This window comes from Citrobacter amalonaticus (assembly GCF_001559075.2).
Taxonomy (GTDB): domain Bacteria; phylum Pseudomonadota; class Gammaproteobacteria; order Enterobacterales; family Enterobacteriaceae; genus Citrobacter_A; species Citrobacter_A amalonaticus_F.
Map to the genome: position 1 here is coordinate 4,015,456 of NZ_CP014015.2, position 26,160 is coordinate 4,041,615.

At 52.3% G+C, this 26,160-nt stretch carries 32 protein-coding genes and 2 pseudogenes; 12 read left to right on the forward strand and 22 right to left on the reverse strand.

Going from position 1 to position 26,160, the window contains the following annotated elements:
• Nucleotides 1-57: 57 nt before the first annotated feature.
• Nucleotides 58-1,419, reverse strand: a complete 1,362-nt coding sequence (locus AL479_RS19440; protein WP_061077261.1) for a YncE family protein — start codon at nt 1,417-1,419, stop codon at nt 58-60.
• Nucleotides 1,420-1,801: 382 nt separating this feature from the next.
• On the opposite strand from AL479_RS19440, the gene AL479_RS19445 reads away from it, so the two are divergent.
• Entirely contained in the window at nt 1,802-2,251 is a 450-nt protein-coding gene (locus AL479_RS19445) for a cell envelope integrity TolA C-terminal domain-containing protein (protein ID WP_105291786.1), read from the forward strand.
• A 111-nt stretch (nt 2,252-2,362) separates the two neighbouring features.
• Here the strand turns inward: AL479_RS19445 and arsH are convergent.
• Nucleotides 2,363-3,062, reverse strand: a pseudogene (gene arsH / locus AL479_RS19450) (arsenical resistance protein ArsH).
• Nucleotides 3,063-3,147: 85 nt separating this feature from the next.
• Here arsH and AL479_RS19455 point away from each other — a divergent pair.
• Genes AL479_RS19455 through arsC form a run of 3 tightly spaced genes read left to right on the forward strand, consistent with a single transcriptional unit; the run spans nt 3,148 to nt 5,239 of the window.
• The gene (locus AL479_RS19455) at nt 3,148-3,468 is read left to right on the forward strand and encodes a transcriptional regulator (protein ID WP_061077262.1); all 321 of its coding nucleotides are present in this window, start codon (nt 3,148-3,150) and stop codon (nt 3,466-3,468) included.
• A gap of 43 nt (nt 3,469-3,511) precedes the next feature.
• A complete protein-coding gene (locus AL479_RS19460) occupies nt 3,512-4,801 on the forward strand; it encodes an arsenic transporter (RefSeq protein WP_061077263.1) in 1,290 nt (429 codons plus the stop codon).
• A 12-nt stretch (nt 4,802-4,813) separates the two neighbouring features.
• On the forward strand, nt 4,814-5,239 hold the full coding sequence (arsC, locus tag AL479_RS19465) for a glutaredoxin-dependent arsenate reductase (protein ID WP_105291787.1): 426 nt from the start codon (nt 4,814-4,816) through the stop codon (nt 5,237-5,239).
• Nucleotides 5,240-5,393: 154 nt separating this feature from the next.
• Here arsC and AL479_RS19470 read toward each other — a convergent pair whose 3' ends face one another.
• The 5 genes and pseudogenes from AL479_RS19470 to AL479_RS19490 all read right to left on the reverse strand — a co-directional run.
• A complete protein-coding gene (locus tag AL479_RS19470) occupies nt 5,394-5,576 on the reverse strand; it encodes a hypothetical protein (protein WP_044326823.1) in 183 nt (60 codons plus the stop codon).
• Nucleotides 5,577-5,607: 31 nt separating this feature from the next.
• A complete protein-coding gene (locus AL479_RS19475; RefSeq protein WP_061077264.1) occupies nt 5,608-5,967 on the reverse strand; it encodes a hypothetical protein in 360 nt (119 codons plus the stop codon).
• The gene (locus AL479_RS19480; RefSeq protein ID WP_061077265.1) at nt 5,960-6,364 is read right to left on the reverse strand and encodes a hypothetical protein; all 405 of its coding nucleotides are present in this window, start codon (nt 6,362-6,364) and stop codon (nt 5,960-5,962) included. The genes AL479_RS19475 and AL479_RS19480 overlap by 8 nt, the downstream gene beginning before the upstream one ends.
• A gap of 53 nt (nt 6,365-6,417) precedes the next feature.
• Nucleotides 6,418-6,768 (reverse strand): hypothetical protein, encoded by a 351-nt coding sequence (locus tag AL479_RS19485; protein ID WP_061077266.1) that lies wholly within the window; start codon nt 6,766-6,768, stop codon nt 6,418-6,420.
• A gap of 110 nt (nt 6,769-6,878) precedes the next feature.
• Nucleotides 6,879-7,019: pseudogene (locus tag AL479_RS19490) on the reverse strand (Arc family DNA-binding protein); the annotation flags it as partial.
• Nucleotides 7,020-7,133: 114 nt separating this feature from the next.
• On the opposite strand from AL479_RS19490, the gene AL479_RS19495 reads away from it, so the two are divergent.
• Together AL479_RS19495 and AL479_RS19500 are read left to right on the forward strand one after the other, a co-directional pair.
• Nucleotides 7,134-7,307 (forward strand): Arc family DNA-binding protein, encoded by a 174-nt coding sequence (locus tag AL479_RS19495; protein WP_061077267.1) that lies wholly within the window; start codon nt 7,134-7,136, stop codon nt 7,305-7,307.
• A gap of 71 nt (nt 7,308-7,378) precedes the next feature.
• Nucleotides 7,379-8,194: a phage antirepressor N-terminal domain-containing protein gene (locus tag AL479_RS19500; RefSeq protein ID WP_061077268.1), complete on the forward strand. Its 816-nt coding sequence runs from the start codon at nt 7,379-7,381 to the stop codon at nt 8,192-8,194.
• Between the two features lie 351 nt (nt 8,195-8,545).
• On the opposite strand, the gene purB is transcribed toward AL479_RS19500, so the two are convergent.
• Genes purB through rluE form a run of 5 tightly spaced genes read right to left on the reverse strand, consistent with a single transcriptional unit; the run spans nt 8,546 to nt 12,889 of the window.
• On the reverse strand, nt 8,546-9,916 hold the full coding sequence (purB, locus tag AL479_RS19505; RefSeq protein ID WP_061077269.1) for an adenylosuccinate lyase: 1,371 nt from the start codon (nt 9,914-9,916) through the stop codon (nt 8,546-8,548).
• Nucleotides 9,917-9,919: 3 nt separating this feature from the next.
• On the reverse strand, nt 9,920-10,561 hold the full coding sequence (hflD, locus tag AL479_RS19510) for a high frequency lysogenization protein HflD (protein ID WP_061078020.1): 642 nt from the start codon (nt 10,559-10,561) through the stop codon (nt 9,920-9,922).
• A gap of 36 nt (nt 10,562-10,597) precedes the next feature.
• Nucleotides 10,598-11,704, reverse strand: a complete 1,107-nt coding sequence (gene mnmA, locus AL479_RS19515) for a tRNA 2-thiouridine(34) synthase MnmA (RefSeq protein WP_061077270.1) — start codon at nt 11,702-11,704, stop codon at nt 10,598-10,600.
• 54 nt (nt 11,705-11,758) lie between these two features.
• On the reverse strand, nt 11,759-12,220 hold the full coding sequence (locus tag AL479_RS19520) for an NUDIX hydrolase (RefSeq protein ID WP_061077271.1): 462 nt from the start codon (nt 12,218-12,220) through the stop codon (nt 11,759-11,761).
• A gap of 3 nt (nt 12,221-12,223) precedes the next feature.
• Complete coding sequence (gene rluE, locus AL479_RS19525; RefSeq protein WP_081093685.1) at nt 12,224-12,889, reverse strand: 23S rRNA pseudouridine(2457) synthase RluE; 666 nt, start codon at nt 12,887-12,889, stop codon at nt 12,224-12,226.
• 171 nt (nt 12,890-13,060) lie between these two features.
• On the opposite strand from rluE, the gene icd reads away from it, so the two are divergent.
• A complete protein-coding gene (gene icd / locus AL479_RS19530) occupies nt 13,061-14,311 on the forward strand; it encodes an NADP-dependent isocitrate dehydrogenase (protein ID WP_061077273.1) in 1,251 nt (416 codons plus the stop codon).
• Between the two features lie 61 nt (nt 14,312-14,372).
• Here icd and fdhF read toward each other — a convergent pair whose 3' ends face one another.
• A complete protein-coding gene (gene fdhF / locus AL479_RS19535) occupies nt 14,373-16,520 on the reverse strand; it encodes a formate dehydrogenase subunit alpha (protein WP_061077274.1) in 2,148 nt (715 codons plus the stop codon).
• Between the two features lie 462 nt (nt 16,521-16,982).
• On the opposite strand from fdhF, the gene AL479_RS19540 reads away from it, so the two are divergent.
• The gene (locus tag AL479_RS19540) at nt 16,983-17,231 is read left to right on the forward strand and encodes a GlsB/YeaQ/YmgE family stress response membrane protein (RefSeq protein ID WP_061077275.1); all 249 of its coding nucleotides are present in this window, start codon (nt 16,983-16,985) and stop codon (nt 17,229-17,231) included.
• Nucleotides 17,232-17,293: 62 nt separating this feature from the next.
• Here the strand turns inward: AL479_RS19540 and yoaJ are convergent, their stop codons facing one another.
• The gene (gene yoaJ / locus AL479_RS19545) at nt 17,294-17,368 is read right to left on the reverse strand and encodes a protein YoaJ (RefSeq protein WP_086513017.1); all 75 of its coding nucleotides are present in this window, start codon (nt 17,366-17,368) and stop codon (nt 17,294-17,296) included.
• 3 nt (nt 17,369-17,371) lie between these two features.
• Entirely contained in the window at nt 17,372-17,470 is a 99-nt protein-coding gene (locus tag AL479_RS19550) for a YoaK family small membrane protein (RefSeq protein ID WP_042287604.1), read from the reverse strand.
• A gap of 188 nt (nt 17,471-17,658) precedes the next feature.
• Between AL479_RS19550 and AL479_RS19555 the strand changes: the two genes are divergently transcribed.
• Complete coding sequence (locus AL479_RS19555; protein WP_061077277.1) at nt 17,659-17,970, forward strand: hypothetical protein; 312 nt, start codon at nt 17,659-17,661, stop codon at nt 17,968-17,970.
• Here AL479_RS19555 and AL479_RS19560 read toward each other — a convergent pair.
• Nucleotides 17,956-18,303 carry a DUF488 domain-containing protein gene (locus AL479_RS19560; RefSeq protein WP_061077278.1) on the reverse strand — a complete coding sequence of 116 codons (348 nt, stop codon included), beginning with the start codon at nt 18,301-18,303 and terminating at the stop codon, nt 17,956-17,958. The two genes, AL479_RS19555 and AL479_RS19560, sit on opposite strands and share 15 nt — an antisense overlap.
• Nucleotides 18,287-18,796 carry a DUF523 domain-containing protein gene (locus tag AL479_RS19565; protein ID WP_061077279.1) on the reverse strand — a complete coding sequence of 170 codons (510 nt, stop codon included), beginning with the start codon at nt 18,794-18,796 and terminating at the stop codon, nt 18,287-18,289. Before AL479_RS19565 ends, AL479_RS19560 begins: the two co-directional genes overlap by 17 nt.
• 154 nt (nt 18,797-18,950) lie before the next feature.
• Between AL479_RS19565 and AL479_RS19570 the strand changes: the two genes are divergently transcribed.
• On the forward strand, nt 18,951-19,658 hold the full coding sequence (locus AL479_RS19570; protein WP_061077280.1) for a CTP synthase: 708 nt from the start codon (nt 18,951-18,953) through the stop codon (nt 19,656-19,658).
• Nucleotides 19,659-19,825: 167 nt separating this feature from the next.
• Here the strand turns inward: AL479_RS19570 and AL479_RS19575 are convergent, their stop codons facing one another.
• Nucleotides 19,826-21,007: a CynX/NimT family MFS transporter gene (locus AL479_RS19575; protein ID WP_061077281.1), complete on the reverse strand. Its 1,182-nt coding sequence runs from the start codon at nt 21,005-21,007 to the stop codon at nt 19,826-19,828.
• A 99-nt stretch (nt 21,008-21,106) separates the two neighbouring features.
• On the opposite strand from AL479_RS19575, the gene AL479_RS19580 reads away from it, so the two are divergent.
• Nucleotides 21,107-21,901: an AraC family transcriptional regulator gene (locus AL479_RS19580; protein ID WP_061078021.1), complete on the forward strand. Its 795-nt coding sequence runs from the start codon at nt 21,107-21,109 to the stop codon at nt 21,899-21,901.
• Here the strand turns inward: AL479_RS19580 and AL479_RS19585 are convergent.
• On the reverse strand, nt 21,882-22,328 hold the full coding sequence (locus AL479_RS19585) for a DUF441 domain-containing protein (RefSeq protein ID WP_043000929.1): 447 nt from the start codon (nt 22,326-22,328) through the stop codon (nt 21,882-21,884). The genes AL479_RS19580 and AL479_RS19585 overlap by 20 nt on opposite strands.
• A 207-nt stretch (nt 22,329-22,535) precedes the next feature.
• Here AL479_RS19585 and yoaI point away from each other — a divergent pair, with 207 nt between their 5' ends.
• Nucleotides 22,536-22,640, forward strand: coding sequence for a small membrane protein YoaI (yoaI, locus tag AL479_RS19590; protein WP_086512617.1), 105 nt, complete (start codon nt 22,536-22,538; stop codon nt 22,638-22,640).
• Between the two features lie 4 nt (nt 22,641-22,644).
• On the opposite strand, the gene AL479_RS19595 is transcribed toward yoaI, so the two are convergent.
• The 3 genes from AL479_RS19595 to AL479_RS19605 form a co-directional block, all read right to left on the reverse strand.
• On the reverse strand, nt 22,645-23,148 hold the full coding sequence (locus AL479_RS19595) for a YbaK/prolyl-tRNA synthetase associated domain-containing protein (protein WP_061077282.1): 504 nt from the start codon (nt 23,146-23,148) through the stop codon (nt 22,645-22,647).
• A 41-nt stretch (nt 23,149-23,189) separates the two neighbouring features.
• Nucleotides 23,190-24,680: a diguanylate cyclase DgcJ gene (gene dgcJ, locus AL479_RS19600; protein ID WP_061078022.1), complete on the reverse strand. Its 1,491-nt coding sequence runs from the start codon at nt 24,678-24,680 to the stop codon at nt 23,190-23,192.
• 137 nt (nt 24,681-24,817) lie between these two features.
• Nucleotides 24,818-26,101, reverse strand: coding sequence for a YeaH/YhbH family protein (locus AL479_RS19605; RefSeq protein WP_061078023.1), 1,284 nt, complete (start codon nt 26,099-26,101; stop codon nt 24,818-24,820).
• Between the last annotated feature and the right edge of the window lie 59 nt (nt 26,102-26,160).

The following is a 26,160-nucleotide window of genomic DNA, read 5'->3' on the forward strand; positions in this document are numbered from 1 at the left end:
GGGTTAATAATAATGCCAGGCTGACCTGCCTGAGAATAACGTGGCGGATTAAAGCCGCTATCTTTTTATGGTTATTTTCGTCACCGAGCCTGTTTGAGCTTTATCCCCGGGAATACCATACATAGACACCAGATAAACGGCACCATCAGGCCCGGCGGTCAGGTGGTTTGGCGCATCACCCATCGGGATATTAGCGACCAGTTTACCATCCTTGTTCAGAACAGCTACGGTTCCGCCTGCGCGCGTGGCGGCGAAGACCTGCGACGTCACGGGATCCCAGACGACAGATACGCCCCCGGCACCAATGTAAGTATCAGCGAGAACCTTACCGTCCGCATCAAGAACCACGACATTGTTCGTCTCCTGGGAAGCGACGTAAAGACGGCCAGTCTCCGGATCGCGAGCGATGTCAGTTGCACCTTGCGCCTGAGGTATTTTCACCGTTGTACTCTTACCCGTTTTGAGATCAATCCAGCCTATCCATGGCGTATCGCGGCTGACGCCGTAGAGTTTCCTATCGGCACTGTCGAGGGCAAGATCTGTACTGTAAAACTGGTCGCGACCGCGGTCAGTTACGAACTCCATCTGACCGATATGTTCCAGCGTTTTGGTATCATATACCTCGATAAAACCGGTCAGCGCTGCGCTGACATAAGCCCGATTGTGAGCTTCATCAATAATTACATCGCGTGGATGTACGACCGACCCCTCCGGGAAGACTTTCACGACGGAAAGCGTTTTTGCGTCATAGACGGTCACCGTCCCGACGAGCGTGTTCGTCGCCCATACATGATTATGGACATTATCAACACCGATGCCGAAGACCCCAATCTGCTCACCCTTTTTGTCTTTAGGCAGCGTAGCCTCCGCTTCGACAGTCAGCGTTACGGCGTTCAGTCTCATCAGGCGGCTACCATCATTCGGGCCACGTGCAGAGGTCACGAACAGCTTCCCGTCGGCTGAAACTGCCGACTGGTAAGCTCGCTCACCGACGGGAATTGTTTGCAGCCTGAAAGCCTCAGTATTTTTCGGGGGAACAATTTGGGACAATTTCAACATGACCTGCGAAACGCTCGCGGGATTTTGCGTGATAACAGTGAGTGGGTGAAGGCCTGTAGCAGCATCGGCCGGAACGGTTAGCGGAATAGTGAGGTTTCCCTTCTCGTCGGCGGTCAGTGGTTTCGGTGTCAGGACTTCCGCACCATTCAGCATGGTGACGGTCGTGCCCGCCTGCAGGCTCTTAATCGCTATGACAGTTTTATCTCCGGGCTTAACAGGAACATCCCGTGACCCTGCACGGATACTGCCAGGGAAGGTAGTGGTGGCGGCTGCCCATTGGCTATCGGCGTATGCCGTTGTGGCGGTTGACATCGCAATAGTGGAGGCCAACAACACCGAACGGACTGAAATTCTTCTCATCTTATCTCCATAAATTGTATTGATGCTGCATCTCAACGCAGCCACAGGTTATTTCCCATGCGATGAGTCTTATCTTCCGCCATGAGAAGTCTGTCTTGTTATAAGCACATTCAACATACCATATTAATGCAAATAATTATCGTTACTGTTTTGAGGATGTCTTAAATGTGGGGCGTTTAATGTATAGCGGGTGAGCGAACTGGAGATTTTCCGTTAAGGTGACGACATTGTGCCTGAAGTGGACGTAAAAACTGCTTGTGCCAATTATTAAGTAATAAACCGGGGCCTATTCCCCTCTCTACATATTCAGAAGGCTCATTCGAAACATCCAGTTGATGTAGATAATTAGTGGTTGAAAAGGTATCAGGAATGATCGAAGAATATGCCAGTATTACTGAGGTTTAAATGGATTGAGGGACAAGAAGTGGGATCGTCTGAAACAGTAAAGAAAATCGTTATGCTGGCCATTGTGGTCAGCTTGGCAGTGGGTTGCGCGCCGCTACATCCTTCCGGCTGCCATAAGACCACGGCAACAGGTAGTTGCAGTTCAGGACGCTGGGATGATCAGGATGAATGGGGTGCGAAAGCGCGGGCAATCAGGGCGGCAATAAATGCCAAACTTGATCAGCCGCAAAACTGGAAGGGGAAAAAATGCAGGTTGCATATTGAATTTGCTCAGGATGGCACGGCTTTAAATATATCAACCAGCAACGGCAATAAAGCCTATTGCGAAGCGATAAAATCAGCAGCCCATAAAGCCAAATTTCCAGCCTTCAACAATCCAGAAGTCTATAGAGATTTTCAAAAATCCGGCTTCGATATGCGTGGTTAGCCCCATAATAGCCTTTTCAGTGTCAGCTTCTAGATCAACGCTGCCCTTTAAACCTTATTGACGGCAGCTCAGTGCCAAAGCGGACGTTTTTGTGCTCAATAAGAAAGGACGTTAAATTTTGTCCTGATTGACGCGGGATGAAAGCTCCTGATGGCTCTCTTTTCGTTCACTGTAGCGATCGGCAAGGTAACCGGCTTGCCCCTTGAGCAACAGCGTAATTTTAAACAGTTCCTCAGCGACATCGACGATACGATCATACCAGGACGAAGGTTTCATTCGCCCGTTCTCATCGAATTCCTGCCAGGCTTTGGCTACTGAAGATTGGTTGGGAATAGTGAACATCCTCATCCAGCGTCCAAGAATACGCATCTGGTTCACGGCATTAAAAGACTGCGAGCCGCCACATACCTGCATTACCGCAAGAGTTTTGCCCTGCGAAGGGCGAACTGCACCTTCACTTAAGGGTATCCAGTCGATCTGTGCCTTCATAACAGCGCTCATAGCCCCGTGCCGTTCCGGAGAACTCCACACCATCCCGTCCACACCATCTGACCAGACCACGCAGCTCGGTGACCTTAGGATGCGTGTCTGGCGCATCATCCGGCAGGGGTAAACCGGAGGGGTTAAAGAGTTTTACCTCCGCGCCCATCGCTGTCAGCAGGCGGCCTGCTTCCTCCGCGGCAAAGCGGCTGTAAGAGCGCTCTCTTACTGAGCCATACAGGATCAGAATCCGTGGCGGCTCCTGCAGGTGTAATTGTTCAGCGATGTGTTGATCAAAGCATTCAGTAGACAGGGCAGGAAATTGTTCCATTTTTCTCCTCCGGAGAGAACAGATGATTTCAAAATAAATACATATGATTTACCATATATATATTCTAAAGGGAACGGAGTGAAAAATGCTACAACCTGTTCAGCTTTTCAAAATCCTGTCGGATGAAACACGTCTCGCCATTGTCATGCTTCTCCGGGAGTCCGGCGAACTATGCGTATGCGATATATGCGCGGCCACCACTGAGTCACAGCCCAAGATTTCTCGCCACATGGCGATTCTTCGTGAAGCAGAACTGGTACTTGACCGCCGGGAAGGCAAATGGATTCACTACCGCCTGTCTCCCCACATGCCAGCATGGGCGGCAGAGACGATCACGACGTCCTGGCAGTGTATGCGGGAGGATGTGCGTAAATGGCTGGACAAATCAGCTTGCACCTCCTGCTGAGACAGAAAACACATTTACATAATCATATATAACGGAGTCTGAGATGCTTTTGGCAGGGAGTATATTTTTACTGACGCTGGTACTGGTGATCTGGCAGCCCAGAGGTCTGAGTATTGGCTGGAGCGCGAGTATCGGGGCTGTGCTGGCGCTGGTAACCGGTGTCATCCATATCGCTGATATTCCCGTTGTCTGGAATATCGTCTGGAACGCGACAGCGGCATTTATTGCGGTCATCATCATCAGCCTGCTGCTCGATGAGTCCGGCTTCTTTGAATGGGCCGCATTGCACGTCTCCCGCTGGGGTAATGGACGTGGCCGCCTGTTGTTTACCTGGATAGTACTGCTTGGTGCTGCTGTTGCCGCGCTGTTTGCTAACGACGGCGCAGCACTGATTCTGACGCCGATTGTGATCGCGATGCTGCTCGCACTGGGATTCAGCCAGGCGACTACTCTGGCCTTTGTCATGGCAGCAGGATTCATTGCTGATACCGCCAGCCTGCCGCTGATAGTTTCCAATCTTGTCAATATTGTCTCAGCGGATTTCTTCGGACTGGGCTTTAAGCAGTACGCCTCCGTGATGGTCCCTGTGAACCTGGCGGCCATAGCTGCCACGCTGGTCATGCTCCATCGATTCTTCCGCCGCGATATCCCGGCCAAATATGACGTTTCGCTACTTAAGATGCCTGCCAGTGCGATTAAAGATCCTGCTACATTTAGAGCTGGCTGGATTGTTCTGCTGTTCCTGCTGGTCGGTTTCTTTGTTCTGGAGCCGCTGGGGATCCCTGTAAGTGCTATAGCAGCAGTTGGGGCTGCGGTGCTTTTCGTGGTAGCAAAGCGTGGTCATGCCATAAATACCGGAAAAGTGCTGCGCGATGCGCCCTGGCAGATCGTGATTTTCTCGCTGGGTATGTATCTGGTCGTCTACGGGCTGCGTAACGCAGGACTGACTGAGTATCTTTCAGCGGTACTCAATTTGCTGGCAGACAAAGGTTTATGGGCTGCCACGTTCGGTACCGGCTTCCTGACAGCGTTCCTGTCGTCTGTGATGAACAATATGCCGACGGTACTTATTGGTGCATTGTCGATAGACGGGAGCACTGCGACCGGCATCGTCAGAGAGGCGATGATTTATGCCAACGTGATTGGCTGCGATTTAGGTCCTAAAATCACCCCGATAGGTAGCCTAGCAACCCTGCTGTGGCTTCATGTGCTGGCACAGAAAAATATGACCATCACCTGGGGATATTACTTCCGCACCGGCATAATCATGACCTTGCCCGTGCTTTTCGTCACTCTGGCCGCGCTGGCGTGGCGGCTCTCTATCACTTTGTAATGAGATACTGATATGAGCAACATTACCATCTATCACAATCCAGCCTGTGGCACTTCACGTAACACGCTGGAGATGATCCGTAACAGCGGTAACGAACCAACCATTATTTATTATCTCGATACGCCCCCGACTCGTAATGAACTTAGCAATCTGATTTCAGATATGGGTATTTCAGTACGTACATTGCTGCGTAAGAACGTCGAACCTTATGAGTTGTTGGGTCTTGATGAAGACAAATTTTCTGATGAACAGTTGATTGAATTTATGATTCAGCATCCGCTACTGATTAATCGGCCGATTGTAGTGACACCGCTCGGCACACGTCTTTGTCGCCCCTCCGAAATGGTGCTGGATATTCTACCTGAAGGTCAGAAAAGTTCTTTTACCAAAGAAGATGGCGAAAAGGTCATTGACGAAACGGGGAAACGGGTTAAGTAATATTTCCGCGTAATATTAACGGGCGCCTGTTTACTTCATACTGGTGTCCGCTCTTCGCTCACAGCGGATTTTTAGCCCTCGACACATCAGAAGGATCATTGAAGATGATTGCCCGGTGATCTGACTTTTAAAACTCGCTCAGGTGGGCTCAGTGTTAAGCATTAGGGAGAGTGGGCCACCTTTTGAAAGCGAAGAAATAAAGCGTGATGTAGTGGATAACAGGAATCGAAAGGAAGATCGCCATTGGCCAACCAAACCCGGCTTTCCTTGCCATCCGGTAGCACGGGAAGAATGTTACTACCCACATGATGATGAAAATTGATTTTGACTCGTTCATGTCTGCTCCTTGATGGTCCACTCAGGTGGGCTTACTTAAGAACCAATCCGTTTAGTGCATCAAGAATTTTCGAGACGTAACTACCGAAGACATAGGTACAAAAAGCAAATACAACAGTGACAACGGCACCTGTTGCTTTGATGGTGGTTTTCATTGTGGCAAGGCTGGTTTCGATGGTGCTAAGCCTGCTATCAATGGACTTAATGTCCTTCTGAAGAAGCTCAATATCCCGCTGGATATAACTCACATCAGATTCAAGTTTCGCAACTCTTGGTTCCATACCTGATCCTCTGCCGCCACCGCTACCGTAGTCATCTGAGGTTTCGTGGGGTTGAACAACTTTAAGCCGATTCTGGTTTGGTAGTGATACATCTTGAATTGTATCATTCATTGTTCAAATCCACTTTAAAGTAAGCTTTATTTTTATGTACTGCGATCTTATCAAGATAGATAGTTGCCTGAATGAAGTAGTGCCCTGGTTCTTTGAATTGGCAGTCACTTAGCTTGAGCCCGGCGGCAGCGGAAAGGTCTTCATCTCCTGGATTTCCCTTGGCTCTGAGCCAAAGCCCTTTTTTAGATATTGGCTCATCTAAGTCGCTATCATCTTTGTAGATCTCGTATGTAATCCAGTACGCCGTATTATGCGAAAACCCAAGAAAATAGGCGTGAAAATTAATATCCAAAGTGAAAGGGAACGATGGTGAGTCATAGACAAGAAGGGCTGTAGCAGTGTCATGCTGACCGTCTTTCCGGCTTGGGTATAAAAACGCTACTTTTTCTTTGCTCATTTTTCCTTTCCGTAAATGCCTTTGAGCGTCTCTGGGATTAGGTGGGTTTTTTGTTACATCCCATCAGCTTCACGAGAAATGTCGAACAGAACATTGATTGCTAGCAGGTAGGCATTATCAACTACGCCATAGGTGCCTCTTGTAATAACGTTCGTGTGCCGACCAAGGGCATTTTCCATGTATGAAATTAGTTCTTTATTACAGTGCTCACTTCGGTGATCTAGCAGGTGGAGGCCAATGATAAAATGTCCATATTTTTCAAACATAGTGTTGATAAATTTCTCGTCCTCGGAGAGGTCAAAGAATTCATCAATCGAAAGAGGTCGGTTAAGTTGTTCGAGTCGAGTCAGTTCTCTGGATAGCCACTGACATCCATTGCGTAATTGCTCTGCGGTCAATTTCATAGAAAGCCCTTATTAGTTAGTCAATAGTCCTTCAGCACGCCGTCAATTGCTTTATCTATGGCGTGCCTTAGCTTGTCTCCCAGCGGGTCATCGGGAGAGTGCTTCCCGAATAACGCGTCCTCAAGAATTTGCACGATCTCAGAGTTCATTGATCTTCCATTTTGTTTGGCGCGTTCCGCTATTGCATCACGCATACCATCAGGCAATCTTACGTTGAATCGGTCCATTTCTTGGCTCGGGAATTTACTCATCATCAAAAACCTATGATACAAACTTGTATCATCATAGCACCTACTTGACACTATTATAAATAGTGTTAAATTGGTTGTAGAACCAAGTTGGTTCTATGGCTAAAGGGGATAGAAATGGGAAATGTAAGTTATTCAGGGCGTAAAAGTGAGAGTTTCCAACTGCGGCTTCCTGAACAAATGAAAGAAGAGATCCGCCGCTTGGCAGAAATGGACGGTATCTCGATTAACTCTGCGATTGTGCAGCGGTTGGCTAAAAGCTTGCGTGAGGACATGGCTAATGGCCATTAAAAAGAGTGAAGCCCCAACTACGGCAATAGTCAGGGCTTCGGTATCAACATATCTGCAAAGGAAATATTGACATGGCGAGTATAACAACTGGAAATCTGGCTATCAACGTCCCATTCTACGGTTCTGCTCTGTACGTGATCAACCATAATGGCGAGCCGTACACACCGATGAAGCCAATCGTTGAAGGCATGGGGATGGACTGGAAAAGTCAGTTTATTAAGATAAAGCAGCGTTTTTCTAAAGGTATGGTGGAAATCACCATACCCACCACTGGCGGTACTCAAAAGATGATTTGCCTTGCCCTTCGAAAACTGGCCGCCTGGATGAACACTATCAGTCCTAACAAAGTTCGGCCAGAGATCCGCGACCAGGTGATCCGTTATCAGGAAGAGTGCGACGATGTTCTCTATGACTACTGGACGAAAGGGCAAGCTGTTAACCCGCACAAGTCAGAAACAACGGCTGACGATCGCACCCCATTGCGCGGTCTGGTAAACCGCATTATGGGCAAAACAGGCATTCATTATCAGCCGCTTTACAAGATGATCCACCGTGAGTTCGGCGTTAACCACATTGACGAGTTGACGGCAAAGCAGGTTGCGGAGGCTATGGAGTATCTTGCAGGGAAAGCCCTGGAAGGTGAATTTCTACCGAAAGGGCAGAATCTGAACTCACTTCCTTCTGCAATGCCCCAGCAGGGACCGGGTAGAGTGCTGTTGCATTTGGATGAAAAAGGAGTGGTCCAAGGCTCATACCCGTTATATGAAGATCAGGTTGTCATGTCATTCGATGCCTTCGTTAGCTATTTCAGGAAAAAGGACTGGATAGTAGCTCCGAAGGATGAGGTTATGAATAGCCTTGCGGGGGCTGTGCTGAAAATTCAGTAATTCTTCGCAACCATGCCGATTCTACATAACCCTGCTTCGGCGGGGTTTTTATTGGTTTTTGGTATGGATTTTGGGGGCAAATTTGGGGGCAAATAGTAGGTTAGGGGCAACTTTAGGTGCGATAAAATACCTGATATTCTCTGTTATCGTCTGATTAAGTCCATTTCAACATATTGATATTGTTATAAATGCATGTTTTAAAAGCTGTTTGTTTTTTATGTACGCAGTTTAACGCTGATTATGGTGTTGCGGGGATAAACATTTCGTAAACCGGGAAAAGGGAAGTGCCGAAGGGCGGTATGAGCCATGCGCGGAAGTCGGCCCGGTGACGTCGCGCCACCGGGCAAGGGATTACTTCAGCTCATCCACCATGGTGATGGCGCGACCAATATAATTGGCCGGAGTCATGGCTTTCAGGCGGGTTTTCTCGTCGTCCGGCAGCGGCAGACTGTCGATGAATTGCTTCATGCCTTCCGCGTCGACACGCTTACCACGGGTTAGCTCTTTCAGCTTCTCGTACGGTTTTTCAATACCGTAACGACGCATCACGGTCTGGATCGGCTCTGCCAGTACTTCCCAGTTATGATCCAGCTCGTCCAGCAAACGGTCGCGGTTCACTTCCAGTTTGCTCACCCCTTTCAGCGTGGACTGATAGGCGATCAGCGCATAGCCGATACCCACGCCCAGGTTACGCAGAACGGTGGAGTCCGTCAGATCGCGCTGCCAGCGGGAAACCGGCAGTTTGCTCGCCAGATGCTGCAGTACCGCATTAGACAGCCCCAGGTTACCCTCGGAGTTTTCGAAGTCGATAGGGTTCACTTTATGCGGCATGGTGGAAGAACCAATTTCGCCGGCAATGGTTTTCTGCTTGAAGTGGTTCAGCGCGATGTAACCCCAGACGTCACGATCGAAGTCGATCAGAATGGTGTTAAAGCGGGCGATGCAGTCAAACAGTTCGGCGATATAGTCGTGCGGCTCGATCTGCGTGGTGTACGGGTTCCACTGAATACCCAGCGAGGTGACGAACTCTTCGCTGAACTGATGCCAGTCCACTTCCGGATAGGCGGCGATATGGGCGTTATAGTTACCGACGGCGCCGTTGATTTTGCCGAGGATTTCGGCCTGGTTAAGCTGACGGAACTGACGTTCCATACGATAAGCGACGTTAGCCATCTCTTTACCCAGCGTTGACGGCGTAGCCGGCTGGCCGTGGGTGCGGGAGAGCAGGGGAATATCGCGATACTGCACGGACAGATCTTTGACCGCGTCGATCAGTTGACGCCAGTAAGGCAGCACCACTTCATCGCGGGCGGTTTTCAGCATCAGCGCGTGAGACAGGTTGTTGATGTCTTCCGAGGTGCAGGCGAAGTGAATGAATTCAGAAACGGCATGCAGTTCCGGTACATTCGCCACTTTTTCTTTCAGGAAATACTCAACCGCCTTGACGTCGTGGTTGGTGGTGCGCTCGATAGTTTTAATACGCGCGGCATCTTCTTCATTGAAGTTCGCGACGATAGCATCGAGGAAACCGATTGCGTCGGCAGCAAAAGCAGGAACTTCCTTGATCGCTGCGTGCGCGGCCAGTTTTTGCAGCCAGCGTACTTCTACCTGTACACGGTATTTCAGCAAACCGTATTCGCTGAAAATCCCGCGCAGCGCGCTGACTTTATCGCCGTAGCGTCCATCGACAGGGGAAACGGCGGTCAGTGAGGATAATTCCATAGATCACAACTCCGGGGTTAAATGAGCAAGAATTTGTTTTGCCTGAGTGGTCAGGCGATGACGAGAAAACATTAACTGCAGACGGCCGCCGCCAACCTGGTGCCAGAGCACCGCGGCGCGAATGCCGGCCAGAAGCGAGGCGCGAACCTTGGCCTGTACCTGTGGGCTCTGCAATACGGCAGGGGAACCGGTCACCTGAATGCGTGGACCGAGCGGACTGATGACATCGACATAAATACCGGCCATCGCGCTCATCAGCGTTTCGGATTGCAGATCAAAGTGATCGAGCTGGCGTTGCAGGCCGTTGATCCGCTCGCCCAGCGTGTCAAGCGCGCCTTTGGCGGCGGTGAGTTTACGCTCGAGTACCATCAGACTCAGCGTGTAGCGGGTCAGTTCCGCGTTCAGCCCCTGACGGCTGCTGGCATTCAGCACGCCGAGCAGGGTTTCCAGACCGAGGCGCAGATTCGCCTCGCTGCCGCCGAACACGCCCAGCGTTGAGCTGGGGTTCATATCGATAACGCTGTTCAGTGAGACGTGGAGCGCATCGGCATCACAATGTCCCTGGTGCGCCAGTTGTTGCACCAGGCGTGCTGACTGGCAGATCCCAGCCAGTGCGAGGGTGATGTCATAATAATTCTTTGCCACGGTCACTGCTTCCTTGTATCAGTCTGTTAAGAATAATTATACCGGCAGGGGCAGTCGCTGCTCGATAATACCGCCGCCGAGGCATACTTCGCCGCTGTAAAAGACCGCTGACTGGCCCGGAGTGACGGCGGCAACCGGCTCGTCAAACATCACTTCAACGCGTTCGGCGTCCAGCGCTTTGACGGTGCACGGAATATCCGTCTGGCGGTAGCGGGTTTTCACTGTGCAACGCATCGTGCCGGTGAACGGCAGGCGATCAACCCAGTGCAGTTGCTGCGCAATCAGGCCGACGGACATCAGCCGCGGATGTTCATGACCCTGAGCGACCACCAGAACGTTGTTCTCAACGTCTTTATCCACCACGTACCACGGATCCTCCGTTCCTTCTTTGGTACCGCCGATGCCCAGACCTTTACGCTGACCCAGCGTGTGGTACATCAGCCCCTGATGCTGGCCAATCTCTTCGCCATCCACGGTAATGATTTTACCCGGTTGCGCTGGCAAATAACGGCCCAGAAACTCGCGGAACTTACGTTCGCCAATGAAGCAAATGCCGGTAGAATCTTTTTTCTTCGCGGTGACCAGCCCCAGGTCTTCGGCAATTTTGCGCACCTGCGGTTTTTCCAGCTCGCCGACCGGGAACAGACTTTGTGCGATCTGCTCATGGCCCAGCGTGTAGAGGAAGTAGCTCTGGTCTTTGTTGCCATCTAACCCGCGCAGCAGTCGGCTTTTGCCGTCGACGTCCGCCCGACGGACGTAATGTCCAGTGGCGATGTAGTTTGCGCCCAGATCTTCTGCGGCGAACTCCAGGAAGGCTTTAAATTTGATCTCTTTATTGCACAGAATATCCGGATTCGGCGTACGGCCCGCTTTGTACTCTTCAAGGAACAGTTCAAAGACGTTATCCCAGTATTCAGCCGCAAAGTTTACGGTGTGCAGTTCAATGCCGAGCTTGTCGCAGACGGCCTGCGCGTCGGCCAGATCGGCTGCCGCTGTGCAATATTCCTCACCGTCGTCCTCTTCCCAGTTCTTCATGAACAGGCCTTCTACCTGATAACCCTGTTGTTGCAACAGCCAGGCGGAAACGGAGGAATCGACACCGCCGGACATGCCGACGATCACTTTTTTTGGGCTTTCTGACATTGGAATACTCACGACATTGAACTTCAAGGCGGCGTATTCTATCACGCACCCCTTTTAGTTGACACCCTCTGTAAACGGCCAGTTAAATTCGCCGATCATCTCCAGCGGGTAACGCACGCCATTTTGATAGCAACGAATACTTTCGGCAACCAGCGGAGAACGCAGGTTTGGGGCAGTAAGGATGGTGTCGGCACTTACCCACCGGCAGCAGTCGATATCGCTGTCATGGGGTTCGGTGTCGCACATATTGGCAAGTTCAATAGAAAACAGGAAACGCAAAAAAGGCGTATTGTCCGGCGCAATCCATTGATGCATGCGAATGAAGTGCTGAGGCTGAGCCTCGATGCCGGTCTCTTCCCACAGCTCGCGCGTGGCGGCCTGCACCAGCGTCTCATCGGCTTCCAGATGCCCGGCGGGCTGATTCCACAGCGCTTTGCCGTTGATAGTCTCTTCAACGATTAAAAACTTGTCCTCTGCATGGACGATGCAGGCGACCGTGACGTGCGGTTTGAACATGATTTATCCTTTCTTTTGATCAGTGACATCCTGCCATTCACCGTTGGCCAGGTTTTCCAGGCTGTAATCACCCATCGCGTAGCGGATCAGGCGCAGCGTGGGGAAGCCAACGTGCGCGGTCATTCGTCGCACCTGGCGGTTACGGCCTTCATATAAGGTCACTTTCAGCCAACGGGTGGGGATGTTTTTTCGCTCGCGAATGGGCGGATTGCGCGGCCACAGCCACTCAGGCTCCGCGACCAGCTCAATACCGGCGGGCAGGGTGGGGCCATCGTTCAGCGTCACGCCATTGCGCAACGCTTCCAGCGCCTCCGCTGTCGGTTCGCCTTCCACCTGTACATAGTAAATTTTCCCGGTACGCTTGCCGGGTTGTGTCAGACGCGCCTGCAATGCGCCGTCATTGGTGAGCACCAGTAACCCTTCGCTGTCTCTGTCGAGACGACCTGCGGCATACACGCCCTGCACAGGAATAAAATCTTTTAACGTGCGGCGTCCGGCCTCGTCGGTAAATTGTGGCAAAACATCGTAAGGTTTATTGAACAAAACCACGCGTTTTGGCTGGTTTTCTTTCCGGGGCTTAGTGACTTGTCGTTGGCTGAATCGCTCAACCCGGTGATTTCTAAAAGAAGTTTTTTGCATGGTATTTTCAGATCTTATCAATTGCCGCATTATAGCCTAATAACGAGTGTCTTTCATGGCAGCGAACATTAGGGTAGTATTGACATGCTCATTACAAAACATTAACAAAAAATTGCTCTAACGCAGTCGTGCAGCAGGACGCAAAGGCACATGCAGCGCGATGACAGACGAGCAAACCAGAAGCGCTCGAAGGAGAGGTGAATGGAAAGCAAAGTAGTTGTTCCGGCGGAAGGTAAGAAGATCACCCTGCAAAACGGCAAACTCAACGTTCCTGAGAATCCGATTATCCCGTTTATCGAAGGCGACGGTATCGGTGTTGACGTAACCCCTGCCATGCTGAAAGTGGTCGATGCCGCTGTCGAGAAAGCCTATAAAGGCGAGCGTAAAATCTCCTGGATGGAAATTTACACCGGTGAGAAATCTACCCAGGTATACGGTCAGGACGTCTGGCTGCCGACAGAAACCCTGGATCTGATTCGTGACTACCGCGTGGCGATTAAAGGCCCGCTGACTACCCCAGTCGGTGGCGGTATTCGCTCTCTGAACGTTGCGCTGCGTCAGGAACTTGACCTGTACGTCTGCCTGCGTCCTGTTCGTTACTATCAGGGCACCCCAAGCCCGGTTAAACATCCGGAACTGACCGACATGGTGATCTTCCGTGAAAACTCAGAAGACATCTACGCCGGTATCGAGTGGAAAGCGGACTCTGCAGATGCAGAAAAAGTGATCAAATTCCTGCGTGAAGAGATGGGCGTGAAGAAAATTCGCTTCCCTGAACACTGCGGTATCGGTATCAAACCGTGCTCTGAAGAAGGGACCAAGCGTCTGGTTCGCGCGGCGATCGAATATGCGATCACTAACGACCGTGACTCTCTGACCCTGGTTCACAAAGGCAACATCATGAAGTTCACCGAAGGCGCGTTTAAAGACTGGGGTTACCAGTTAGCGCGTGAAGAATTCGGCGCTGAGCTGATCGATGGCGGCCCGTGGATGAAAATCAAGAACCCGAACACCGGCAAAGAGATCGTGGTGAAAGACGTGATCGCCGATGCGTTCCTGCAACAGATCCTGCTGCGTCCGGCGGAATACGACGTGATTGCCTGTATGAACCTGAACGGTGACTACATTTCTGACGCCCTGGCGGCGCAGGTAGGCGGTATTGGTATCGCCCCTGGCGCTAACATCGGTGATGAGTGCGCGCTGTTCGAAGCAACGCACGGTACGGCGCCGAAATACGCCGGACAGGACAAAGTGAACCCGGGCTCTATCATCCTCTCCGCTGAGATGATGCTGCGCCACATGCAGTGGTTCGAAGCCGCAGACCTGATTGTTAAAGGTATGGAAGGCGCGATTGCCGCGAAGACCGTGACCTATGACTTCGAGCGTCTGATGGAAGGCGCTAAACTGCTGAAATGTTCAGAGTTTGGTGACGCGATCATCGAAAACATGTAATCCAGTATCTGGGTTAAACAATAACGGGAGCCATCTGGCTCCCGTTATTACGTCCGTTCCGCTAGCCAATCGCCTCGCAAAGGCGCGTTTTCATGTCACTGTAGGTCTGCGCGGCATAGCGTTCAGCCCACGACTGATCGTCGATCTTCTCTATTTTAACCGCGCAATACTTGGTTTCCGGCGTCTTTGAGATCGGATCGAGATTATCCTGCGTGAGTTCATTACACGCGCCAATCCACCATTGATAGGTCATGTACACCGCCCCGTGGTTGATGCGCCCGGAGACATCCGCCCGACTGATCACTTTTCCCCGACGTGAACTGACCCACACCAGGTCGCGATGGCGAATTCCTGCTTTTTGCGCATCCTGCGTGCTGATCTGCACATAGCCAGGCTCATCGGCAAGCGCCTGCAGGGCGGCACAGTTGCCGGTCATGGAACGACAGGAGTAGTGACCGACTTCGCGTACCGTACACAGAATCAGCGGATAGGCCTCGTCAGGCACTTCCGCAGGTGCGCGCCACGGTGCGGCAAACAGCTTGCCTTTACCGTCTGGCGTGTCGAAGCGGCTGTTTTCATACAGATAGGGCGTACCGGGATGGTCGAGGTCGGGGCAGGGCCACTGGATATGCCCCATGTCGCCCATCTTTTCCCAGGTGACGCCGTAGAACAGCGGACACAGTTCACGCATCTCATCCCAGATCTGTTGATTGTTTTCATAGTGCATGGGATAGCCCATTTCACTGGCGAGCAGGCTGATAATTTCCCAGTCTCGCTTCACGTCGCCAGTGGGGTCGATGGCCTTTTCGAAACGCTGGAAGCCGCGATCGGCGCAGGTGAATACGCCGCCGTGCTCACCCCAGGAGGTGGCAGGTAAAATGACGTCCGCCATCTCGGCGGTTTTGGTCATAAAGATATCCTGCACCACGACAAAATCCAGCGCCGCGAAACCGTCACGCACCAGCCTCAGATCGGCTTCCGTTTGCAGCGGGTCTTCTCCCATGATGTAGTAGGCTTTGATTTTACCTTCCAGCGCCAGATGCGGGACTTCGGTAATGCGCGTGCCGACCTTGTCATCCATCCGGCTGGCATCAATGCCCCAGGCTCTGGCGAACTTCTCTCTGACGGCCGCATCGGTGACGTCCTGATATCCCGGAAAGAGATTCGGTAATACGCCCATATCGCAGGCACCCTGGACGTTGTTTTGCCCGCGAACCGGGCCGACTCCGACGTGTGGACGGCCCAGGTTACCGGTCAGCAGGGCAAGGCTCGATAATCCGCGCACCACGTCCACGGCCTGACCGAACTGCGTCACGCCCATTCCCCACATCACTGTCGCGGAAGGGGCGGCGGCAAAGGTTCGCATCGCCTGACGAACCTGCAACGCCGGAACGCCAGTCAAATGCTCGACCGCTTCCGGCGCATAGTCTTTTACCGTCTGCCAGTAGGCATCCAGCCCCTGCGTGTGCTTGTTCACGTACTCCTTGTCGTAAAGCTGTTCGTCAATGAGGACGTAACCAAAGGCGTTCACCAGCGCCATGTTGCAACCGTTATTCAGTTGCAAATGCTGGTCAGCAATGCGAGCGGTTTCAATACGACGGGGATCGCAGACGATTATCTTCGCGCCATTCTGCCGCGCCTTGATCACCCGGCGCGCCACAATCGGGTGAGAATCTGCGCAGTTGTAACCGAAGATCAGCAGGCATTTTGAGTTTTCGATGTCGCTGATGGAATTACTCATTGCGCCATTGCCCAGCGTTTCCTGGAGGCCAGCGACCGAAGGCCCGTGGCACACGCGGGCGCAGCAGTCCACGTTGTTGGTGTTGAGAACCGCGCGGGCGAATTTCTGCATCACATAGTTGGTTTCGTTGCCAGTACCACGAGAGGAACCGGTTGTCATAATGGCGCGGGGACCCGCGCTGTCGCGAATTTCCAGTAACCGTCGGGCGGTATAGCGAATCGCTTCTTCCCAGCTGACCGGGGTAAATTTGCCGCCTTTCTGGTAGCGGATCAATGGGCGGGTGAGGCGGGGAGTCAGAAGGCGGGTATCGTTAAGGAAATCCCAACCATAGTACCCTTTCAGACAAAGTTGGTTCTGGTTAGTAACACCCTCAGCCGCTTCAGCACGGATGATTTTGTTATTTTCAACAACAAGCTTGAGCTTGCACCCGGCCCCACAGTAGGGACAGACACTGGTGATTTTTTTCATCAATAACAGACCTGTTAAAAGCTGAAATAGCGCGAATTGTGACGAAGCCTGAGCGGAGCCGCTGAAGCTTCGGGTTGTCGTCATGACGCAGGGGATAAGCACAATACGTGCCAGAGTGGCAAAGCCAGCGCTGACGCGGAACGAGGCACAAGCAGCAGGAAAAATGACAGCGGATTCGACATAAATGACGAACGGACGTCAAAAAAAAGCCCGCACAGAGGCGGGCAAGAAATACTGGAAGCAATGTGAGCAATGTCGTACTGAATACCTGAGTTATTTACTCAACTATTCAGTAATGAGAAAGATAATCTTTATCATCTAAACTTGCAACCCCATCTTTTGTGGGAGAAATCAGAAAGCTAAATTAAGTGATGTTCATCACAAATTTCAATTTCCTGACAGTGTGCTATCCTTTTTAACGGCGAATAAACCGCTAACGCAAAATCGATAAGCGAGGAAAAAATGGGCATTATTTCATGGATTATTTTTGGTCTGATTGCAGGTATTCTGGCGAAGTGGATTATGCCTGGTAAGGATGGTGGTGGATTCTTTATGACGATCATCCTGGGGATCGTCGGTGCCGTAGTGGGGGGCTGGATCAGTACCCTGCTTGGTTTTGGGAAAGTCGATGGCTTTAATTTCGGCAGCTTTGTAGTGGCGGTTATTGGTGCTATCGTCGTACTGTTTATCTACAGAAAAATCAAAAGCTAAGCCGCATTAATTGACTGACAAAAGGCGACCTGAGGGTGGCCTTTGTCATTTCAGGCCTGGCGTTACCACCAGCCCAGTTCGGTACCCAGCACCACGACTATCGCGACGACAATCATAATCAGCGTCGTTTTTTTCATGATTTACGCCCCCGGTGCGGCATAGCCACCGATAAAAAACCAGGCCAAAAAAACCACGGCCGTAATGAAAATGACGACGGGAAACAGTATGCCCAGTCTCATGCGATCACCTGTCTGAATTATGCAAAGAGCTGCAAGGATAACAGGGGTTAATGGGTGACAAAAGGGGTTTTATCCTCACGCTTTTCGCTTATTCTGCGAGTCGCTAGGGCGTGACAAGTACGCTTTCGACAGGCTATCATTTCTCAGAATTATCTTAACCAGAGTCGCAAGAGCGCAACGAGAGAAGTATGTTACAGCTAAAACCGGGCACCCTGGCGCTGATTATTGGTGCGAAAACATCTGCCGGACGCGGCAATATCGGCAAAACGGTGGAATTGTTTCATCTCTGCCAGCCGGGTGAGGTGTTTATTAATCCCGTTAATGGATTTACCACGATGCTGCCGAAAGAGACGTCGCGTGCGCTCTGGCTGGTGACGGGGGAGGTGGTGTCGGCAAACGGGCAGCGGGGTTTTGCCTGGGTCAGAGCGGAACACTTGATGCCCCTGCTGCCGGATATTCAGCCTGAATCAACAGTTACCCACGAATCACAACTCGCGTAGCCAGTCTGCCAGCACAAGGGCGTGATTCTGTTCGCTGTTTTTGGCGGCGTACAGCAGCGTCAGTGTCTGCTGGCGGGCAATCTGCGCCAGTCGTTCGCCTTCCTTTTTCTGCGTGGCAAGTTCCGCGCGGTATTGCTCAGTAAAATGCTGAAAATCGATCGTTTCCGCGTGAAAGGCTTTGCGCAGTTCTGTTGAAGGGGTGAGCTCCTTGACCCACTCATTGAGCACGAGATCTGCTTTTTTGATCCCGCGTGGCCACAGCCGATCAACCAGCACCCGGTAGCCATCGCTGTCTTCTGCCGGGTCGTAGACGCGTTTACACTGAATATTCATGCTTGTCACTCTCCTCAATCCAGGCGCAAAACTCATCGAGCTGTTGGTCGGAAAAAACCGTGATTCCGTGCTGGCGCAACAGCGCGGCGGCAACCCCCATCCCGGGATGACGCTGTCCGCTGAAGCTGCCGTCGTAGATAAACTGACTGCCGCAGGTTGGGCTGCCGTCGGTGAGTAGCGCAATGTCACAGCCGGCCTCCTGTGCTGTGCGCAACGCCAGCCAGGCGGCAAGCTGATAATGCCCGGTGACATCATGACCGCTCTTTTCCACAATGGACGCCTGGCCCTGCATGACGTCGCTGCCATCGGCCCGAACAATCTCAGCCGGTGGGCGTGGGGTCGGTAATCCTGCGGCTAATTCCGGGCAGTGAACCACCAGGCGCTGTTCTGCCTGCAAACGCGCCAGCAGCGCGGTGGGCTGGGCTTTCTCGCTGCCGTTATAACGCACCTGCAGCCCCATCAGGCAAGCGCTCACCAAAACCTTACTTTTCATCGCATTTGCCTCGTCCGGCAGAAAAACTGCTCCCGATCACTATATCACTTCGCACGCGTTCATCCCTAAATTAAGGGATTGTGATGGCAGTAAAAGATCGGTAGGCTGAGGTTCCTTATGTTGTCCCCAATTGTTCTGACGTAAGGAATTCTCCATGGAAATATCCCCTGTAAAAGATACGCTGCGGATTGCGCTGGTGGGTGATTACAACGCTGGCATCACAGCGCATCAGGCGATTCCTCTGGCTATCGACGACGCTGCAGCGGTTCTGGAACTGCTGGCGGATTACGACTGGCTGTCCAGCACTGAAATCACCAGCGCAGAAGATCTGGTGGGCTATGACGCCATCTGGGTGGTGCCTGGCAGTCCCTATAAAAATACCGAAGGCGCGCTGACGGCCATCCGTTATGCCCGCGAAAACAGCGTTCCTTTCCTGGGAACCTGCGGCGGTTTTCAACATGCCATCCTTGAGTATGCGCGTAATGTGCTGGGCTGGTCAGATGCCGCCCATGCGGAAACTGACACGACGGGCCGGATGGTTATTGCGCCACTCGCCTGTTCGCTGGTGGAAAAAACCGACGATGTTGAACTGCGGCCCAATACGCTGATTGCTAAAGCCTATGGTCAGCCGGTGATTTCGGAGGGTTATCAGTGTAACTACGGCATTGCACAGGCGTTTGCGGCTGAACTGGACAGCGGTGATCTGCGGGTGACCGGCTGGGATGATAACGGGGATATTCGGGCGGTGGAATTGGTTACGCATCCGTTCTTTGTCGCCACGCTTTTCCAGCCCGAACGCGGCGCTCTTGCGGGGAAACCGGTTCCCCTGGCGCAGGCGTTGCTGCGCGCTGCGCGAGGCTAATCAGCAGGGCAGACATCTCGTCTGCCCTCAGACTGCTGACAAAGAAGGAAAAAACGTGGTTTTTCCTTCTTTGTGGCTATCAGCCGAAAATCAATCAATTGATTTTCCTTGTTTTTAATTAGGTGATCTTCGCTTGTCCAGTGTTGTGATGAGGTTTGTCATCACTCTCAGGCGGTAATCTCTTTATTACGCCCCGCGTAGAGGCCAAATATCGCCATCACTATCGCCAGAGCCGCAACGGCCAGCAGCGGGATCTGCCAGTTTCCCTGGGCGTCATGGATCCTGCCCATCAGCGGCGGCCCGCAAGCAGCTAAGAGATAACCGACGGATTGCGCCATGCCGGAAAGCGCCGCCGCCTGATGTGCAGAACTGGCGCGCAGGCCGATAAAGGTCAGCCCCAGAATCATCGTTGCACCGGAGCCGAATCCAAACAGCAGCGTCCATAGCACCGCCTGATCCGGCATAAACCAGAAGCCAGCGGCACCCACTGCGCACATCAACGACACCAGCGCGGCGATACAGCGCTGATCGTGAAAACGGTGCAGCACCAGCGGAATGAGTAAACCGGGTGAGGCGGTCGCTAACTGGAGTAAACCATGCAGCGAACCGGCCTGTGCCTCGCTATAGCCGTGGCTGATTAAGATTGCTGGCAGCCAGCCGATAATGACGTAATAGATCAGCGAGTTAATTCCAAGAAATAATGTCACCTGCCAGGCCAGCGGTGAACGCCAGATGCCGCGAGCATGCAGGGTGCGCGAGGTGGTTACGTTCGCGTGGGCGGCGTTACGCCACTGCGGCAGCCAGATCAGCAACGCCAGTAGCGGGAACACCATCAACAGCAGCAGCGCACCGCGCCAGCCAAACCCGCTCAGCGCCAGGGGAACCACCAGCGCGGAGCCCAGCGCGGCGGCGGCACCCATCGTCAGGGAATAAGCACCGGTCAGTCTGGCGACGTGTTGAGAAAAATCGCGTTTGATAAGCCCTGGCAGCAGCACGTTGCCGAGGGCGATACCGCAGCCGATGATGGCCGTGCCGAGAAACAGCAAAGCGGCATCGGGCAGCGAACGCACGGCAACCCCGGCGCAAATCAGCAGCATTGCTGCGAAGAGGCTGCGTTCCATGCCAATACGGCGGGCAATGCCGGCGGCAAGCGGAGAAACCAGCGCAAACGCCAGCAGTGGCAGAGTGGTTAATAACCCCGTCTGGGCGGTCGTGAGACCATAGTCCGTGCGAATCGCCTCCAGCAAAGGGGCGGCACCGGTAAACGTCACGCGCAGCGTGGTGGCAATCATCAGGATACCGGCAATCAGCAGGGCACCGTGGTTGCCGCGTGGTGGTGAAGAAGTCATTGTTCTCTCATATCAACAGGTGAGGCCGTACCTTACCGCGTTTAACTGTGTTGCGAATCAAGCTAAAATGACAGTTTATCGCTAAATTCGGACAAAATGATGTACAGCCTGCGACTCGACGGATATGACCCCGATCTGCACCACGATGCCGCCGTGGCGTTTCGTATTCGCGCTCGCCCTGACGAGCTGTTTAGCGCACAGCACCAGCATCGTAAAGGGCAACTGATTATGGCACTGCACGGGGCCATCACCTGTGATGTTGAGTGCGCGATGTGGATGGTGCCGCCGCAGTACGCGGTCTGGATCCCCGGCGGCGTTCCTCACAGCAACCACGTGACGGCAGGCGCGGAGCTCTGCTTTCTCTTCATCGAACCGGATGCGGTCACTCTGCCGGGACGTTGCTGTACGTTAAAAATGTCTCCGCTTTGTCGGGAGCTGATCCTCTCGCTGGCGACGCGGAGTGATGCTCAGCGGACAGCGCCGCAAACGCAGCGCCTGACGCAGGTGTTATTTGATGAGCTCCCACAACAGCCGCAGGAGCAGATGCAGTTGCCGGTTTCAGCGCATCCGAAGATCCGCCGGATGGTTGACACCATGGCGCGCGAGCCGGCGCAGTGGCAAACGCTGGGGCAGTGGGCCAGCGTATTTGCGATGAGTGAGCGCAACCTTGCCCGACTGGTGGTGAAAGAGACAGGGCTCAGTTTTCGTCGCTGGCGGCATCAGCTTCAGCTTATTCTGGCCTTACAGGCCCTGGTCAGAGGGCAGAACGTGCAGCAGGTGGCGCAACTGTTGGGGTATGATTCGACCACGGCGTTTATCACCATGTTCAAAAAAGGCCTGGGACAGACGCCAGGCCGTTATCTGGCGGGGTTGGCTACTGCCTTCCCACAATAAGCGAGACAAGACCAGCCGCGATAAGCGGACCGACGGGTACACCGCGAAACAGGGCCACGCCAAGCACGGTGCCAACCAGCAAACCGGCGACCAGCTGTGGCTGGCTGCCCATCAGCGTCACGCCGCGACCGCCGAGCCATGAGACCACCACGCCAACCACAATCGCCACCAGCGATTTCCAGTTAAGGAAAGAGTGGATCAAGGTGGAAGGCGGCAGCGTCCCGCTGGCGATAGGCGCCATGACGCCGATTGTCAGGATAATAATCCCGATGGTCAGCCCCTGTTTTTCAATCCATGGGAAAAAGGTATTGAGCGGGGTAACGCGGACAATAATCAGCACCAGAATTGAAACGGCGACAGTGGTGTTATGGCTGACAAAGCCCAGAGCTGCCAGTCCGAGCAGGATCAGCAGAGTGACATCAAACATCGTGGTTTCCTTGCCAAAAAAAAGTTAAGCCTGTTTACTCTACGCCCAAATGCCACGCAGAACAGACTTTTTTAGAATCTGGCGGCTATTTTCGGGCAAATGCCTGACGGCGAAAAAACAGGCAATTTTTTATTTTGTCATCAAATTGCCATTATTGCGGACTATCAATAACAGATGAACCGGTTTCTCTCATTTTGAGGTGTAGCCATGAACGATCAGATGTTTATTGAAACGCTCATTATTAGTTCATCCTTTTTCGCCATCGCCGCCGTTATCGTGATTTCTGTTTTAATTCTCGAACGTGGTAGCTGAACGCTTACGATGCGCGGTGAAATGCCACCAACTCTGGCCGGGCAATGCGCAGATAATCGTCAGTATTGAGAATAATCGATTTTGTGAGCACGCCGGCGTTAAAGGCAATTTCGCCATAGCGCTCGAACAGCAGTGGATCGGCGACCAGCGTTAACTGCGGATGAAAACTGAAGGGCGGGATCGCGCCAAAAACGCAACCGGTGAGCTCGTCCACTTCAGCCGGGCTGGCAAGGGACGCACGCAGACCGCCAAGATATGCCGCCAGTTGACCGAGATCGGCCTGTTGGTCGGCAGGTAAAATAGCCAGTACATGCTGATTCAGCCCATTACCTTTAACTTTGCAGACCAGCGCCTTTGCTCCCTGACCCAGTGCAGTGCCCCGAATTTCTGACACGGCCTCGCATTTCCCTACGGCCTCATGGCTGACGACGCGATAACGGGCGCCCTCCAGAGACAATAAGTCGAGTAAACGCTGATGGGTTTCGCTGCCTTTCTCCATTTCGCTCATTTTTTACTCCTGTTTGCGCGAAAAAAACACGGTAAAGATTATCACGAACGCTGACGATTTTGGTGCTTGTTGAGGTAGAGCTGCTCGTCAGAGGCAGTGTAGGCATCATGCAGCGTATCGTTCGGTTGCATGCTGTAGCTGCCTGATGAAAAACGAATATCTTTCTCAGGCGCCACAGTCCGCAGGTGGTTGGCTATCCGTTCTGGCAGACGAGTCGCCATATCAGGCTCCGCATCCACCAGAATGATGCAAAATTCATCGCCGCCCAGACGGATGGCGTAATCGCTTTTGCGCACCGACGCCTCAATCGCTTTTGCCAACAAAGTGATCGCCCGATCGCCCTCGTGGTGTCCCTGCGTATCGTTAATCATTTTCAGCTTGTCGAGATCGATGGCGATAAAGGTCACCGGCGTTCCGGTGCTGACAAAACGCTGTAACCGCTGCTCAAGCGTCGGGGTTAAAATTTTACGGTTATACAGGCCTGTCATCGCATCGCTGATATTTTCGCGGGTCACATTGTGATACAGGCGGAAATGCAGCCGGACCATATTGAGAAGCAGGGCCGTCGCCAGCAGGTAAAACAGAAACAGCTTCCAGGACGAGACAATGAAATACAAAATATCAAGTGAAAACTCGACGTGCAGACCACCGGGAAGATCGCTGACGTAATGGACGTACGGGAAAAGATTATTCTCGCTTTGATGAATAATAATCGTCTTATCCGAGTCGGTATCCGTCACGCTGGCATCAAGATAACGCCAGACCAGTGGGCGGTCGCGGGTAAAAACAATATTTTGCAAGTTGCGCTTATTAATATCCACCATCACGATGCCTTTTAACTTACCGTCCAGATAGACCGGTGTTAAAAAACTCATCACGTTAAGTTCGGTACGATCATCCTGATAGATACTCGACAGCACGGTACGACCAGAAAACAATTCATCAATATCGGCCTGATGAATACCTAATGAGCCTTTTTGTAAAAAAGCCCAGTGATGCATGGCAAACTGACGCGTATTGATCGGATCATAGAAATAAATATATTGATTCTGTAAATCCAGATAATAATGAAATTTCTCCTCTGAAGTGGCGAGGCCTTTTCCATAATCAATCTGTTCCCGGTTAACCTTCACGGCCTGATCAAAAGCAGGAAGCAGCAGCACATCGTCCGCGATACGCTCACAGTCATCAACGGAGGTCTGTAACGTGCCGTTAAGTGGGGGATAATTGTGCTGCGTCAGATTCAAACCATACACCGAGTTAACACTTTCAAACGACTGGCAAAGGGTATTGCGGGTATCCGCCGAGAGCGTTTTCTCGGGGGTTGCCAGTGTGCGCATCAGATGGGCGGCAATACTCTGATTCTGGTATTTATCATACAGAAATGAGGAGTCTGCTTTTTCGATGATATAGCGCATGTAGCCATTCATTGACTTATGGCTGGCAATAAGTTCATAGATCAAAAAGGAAGATGTCAAAACGACAACGCTTGCGGAAATAAAGAGCCTGAGCGCTTTATGGGGCAATTTCATGATAAACAACAACCCTCCTGGTCAGATAATCTATTTTATCACACGTCACAGGTGCAACCTACCGGCCAGCAGGGATATGGAGTGCAAAAGGCATGAAATGAACCAGCCAGGAGACTATTTTCCTGGCTGGCTGTCGTTTAATTGGAGCTGGTGGCACCTTGTTTCTGAAAAAGCTCGCGGAACACCGGGTAAATATCATCCTGGTCGCGAATATGTTGCATCGCAAAATTATCAAACGTGGCTTGCAGATGTTCATATTCGCGCCACAGGGTTTGATGGGCGCGGCGGGTAATTTCGATATAGCTGTAATAACGAACTACCGGCAGCAGTTTCTTCGCCAGAATTTCATGGCACAGCGGAGAGTCATCCGCCCAGTTATCACCATCCGATGCCTGTGCGGCGTAGATGTTCCACTGCGCAGGGTCGTAACGTTCTTTCACAACCTCATCCATCAACTTCAGGGCGCTGGAGACAATAGTTCCCCCGGTTTCCTGAGAGTAGAAGAATTCATGCTCATCGACCTCTTTTGCCTGGGTGTGGTGACGAATATAGACCACTTCCACGTTCTTATAGGTCCGGCTCAAAAACAGATAGAGCAGAATATAAAAGCGTTTGGCCATGTCTTTCGTCGACTGATCCATGGATCCGGAGACGTCCATCAGGCAGAACATCACAGCCTGGCTGGAAGGATCGGGACGCTTCTCGTAATTTTTGTAGCGCAAGTCGAAGGTGTCGATAAACGGCACGCGTTCGATTTTGGCTCGCAGCTCAGCAATCTCTTTGCGTAACCGTTCCTCTTCCAGCAACTGCGCCGGTTCGCTTTTGCTGATGGTGTCGAGATCCTGTTCCAGCGCGTGCAACTCACGTCGTTTGCCGGCCGTCATGGCCGTACGCCGGGCGAGAGAATTTTGCAGCGAACGCACGATGCTGATATTGGCCGGAACGCCGTTGGCGGTATAACCGGCCCGGTGCGTTTTATACTCCGTAAGCTGGCGCTGCTGATTTTGCTTCAGGTTGGGCAGCGCTAAGTCTTCGAAAAGTAGATCGAGGTATTCGTCTTTGGAGATCTGAAAGACGAACTCATCCTGGCCTTCACCGTCCTGACTGGCCTGGCCCTGTCCGCTACCTGAACCGCCGCCTCCGCCCTGCGGACGCTCGATGCGGTCATTTTGTACGAAATGGTCGTTACCTGGGTGAACGCGATGGCGCAGGCCGCCGCGCCCCTGATGAAACATCGGTTCGCTGATATCTTCCGTCGGAATGGAGACAGATTCACCGCTGTCTACATCGGTCACCGAACGCTTGTTAATGGCCTCGGAGATCGACTGTTTAATTTGTGCTTTATAACGGCGTAAAAAGCGCTGGCGGTTAACCGTGCTCTTATTTTTGCCGTTAAGTCGTCGGTCAATGAACCAGGTCATATGCCCCCCGTACTGCATTTGCCAACTTTACGCTTCATCCTTCAAGTTATCTCGGCGTT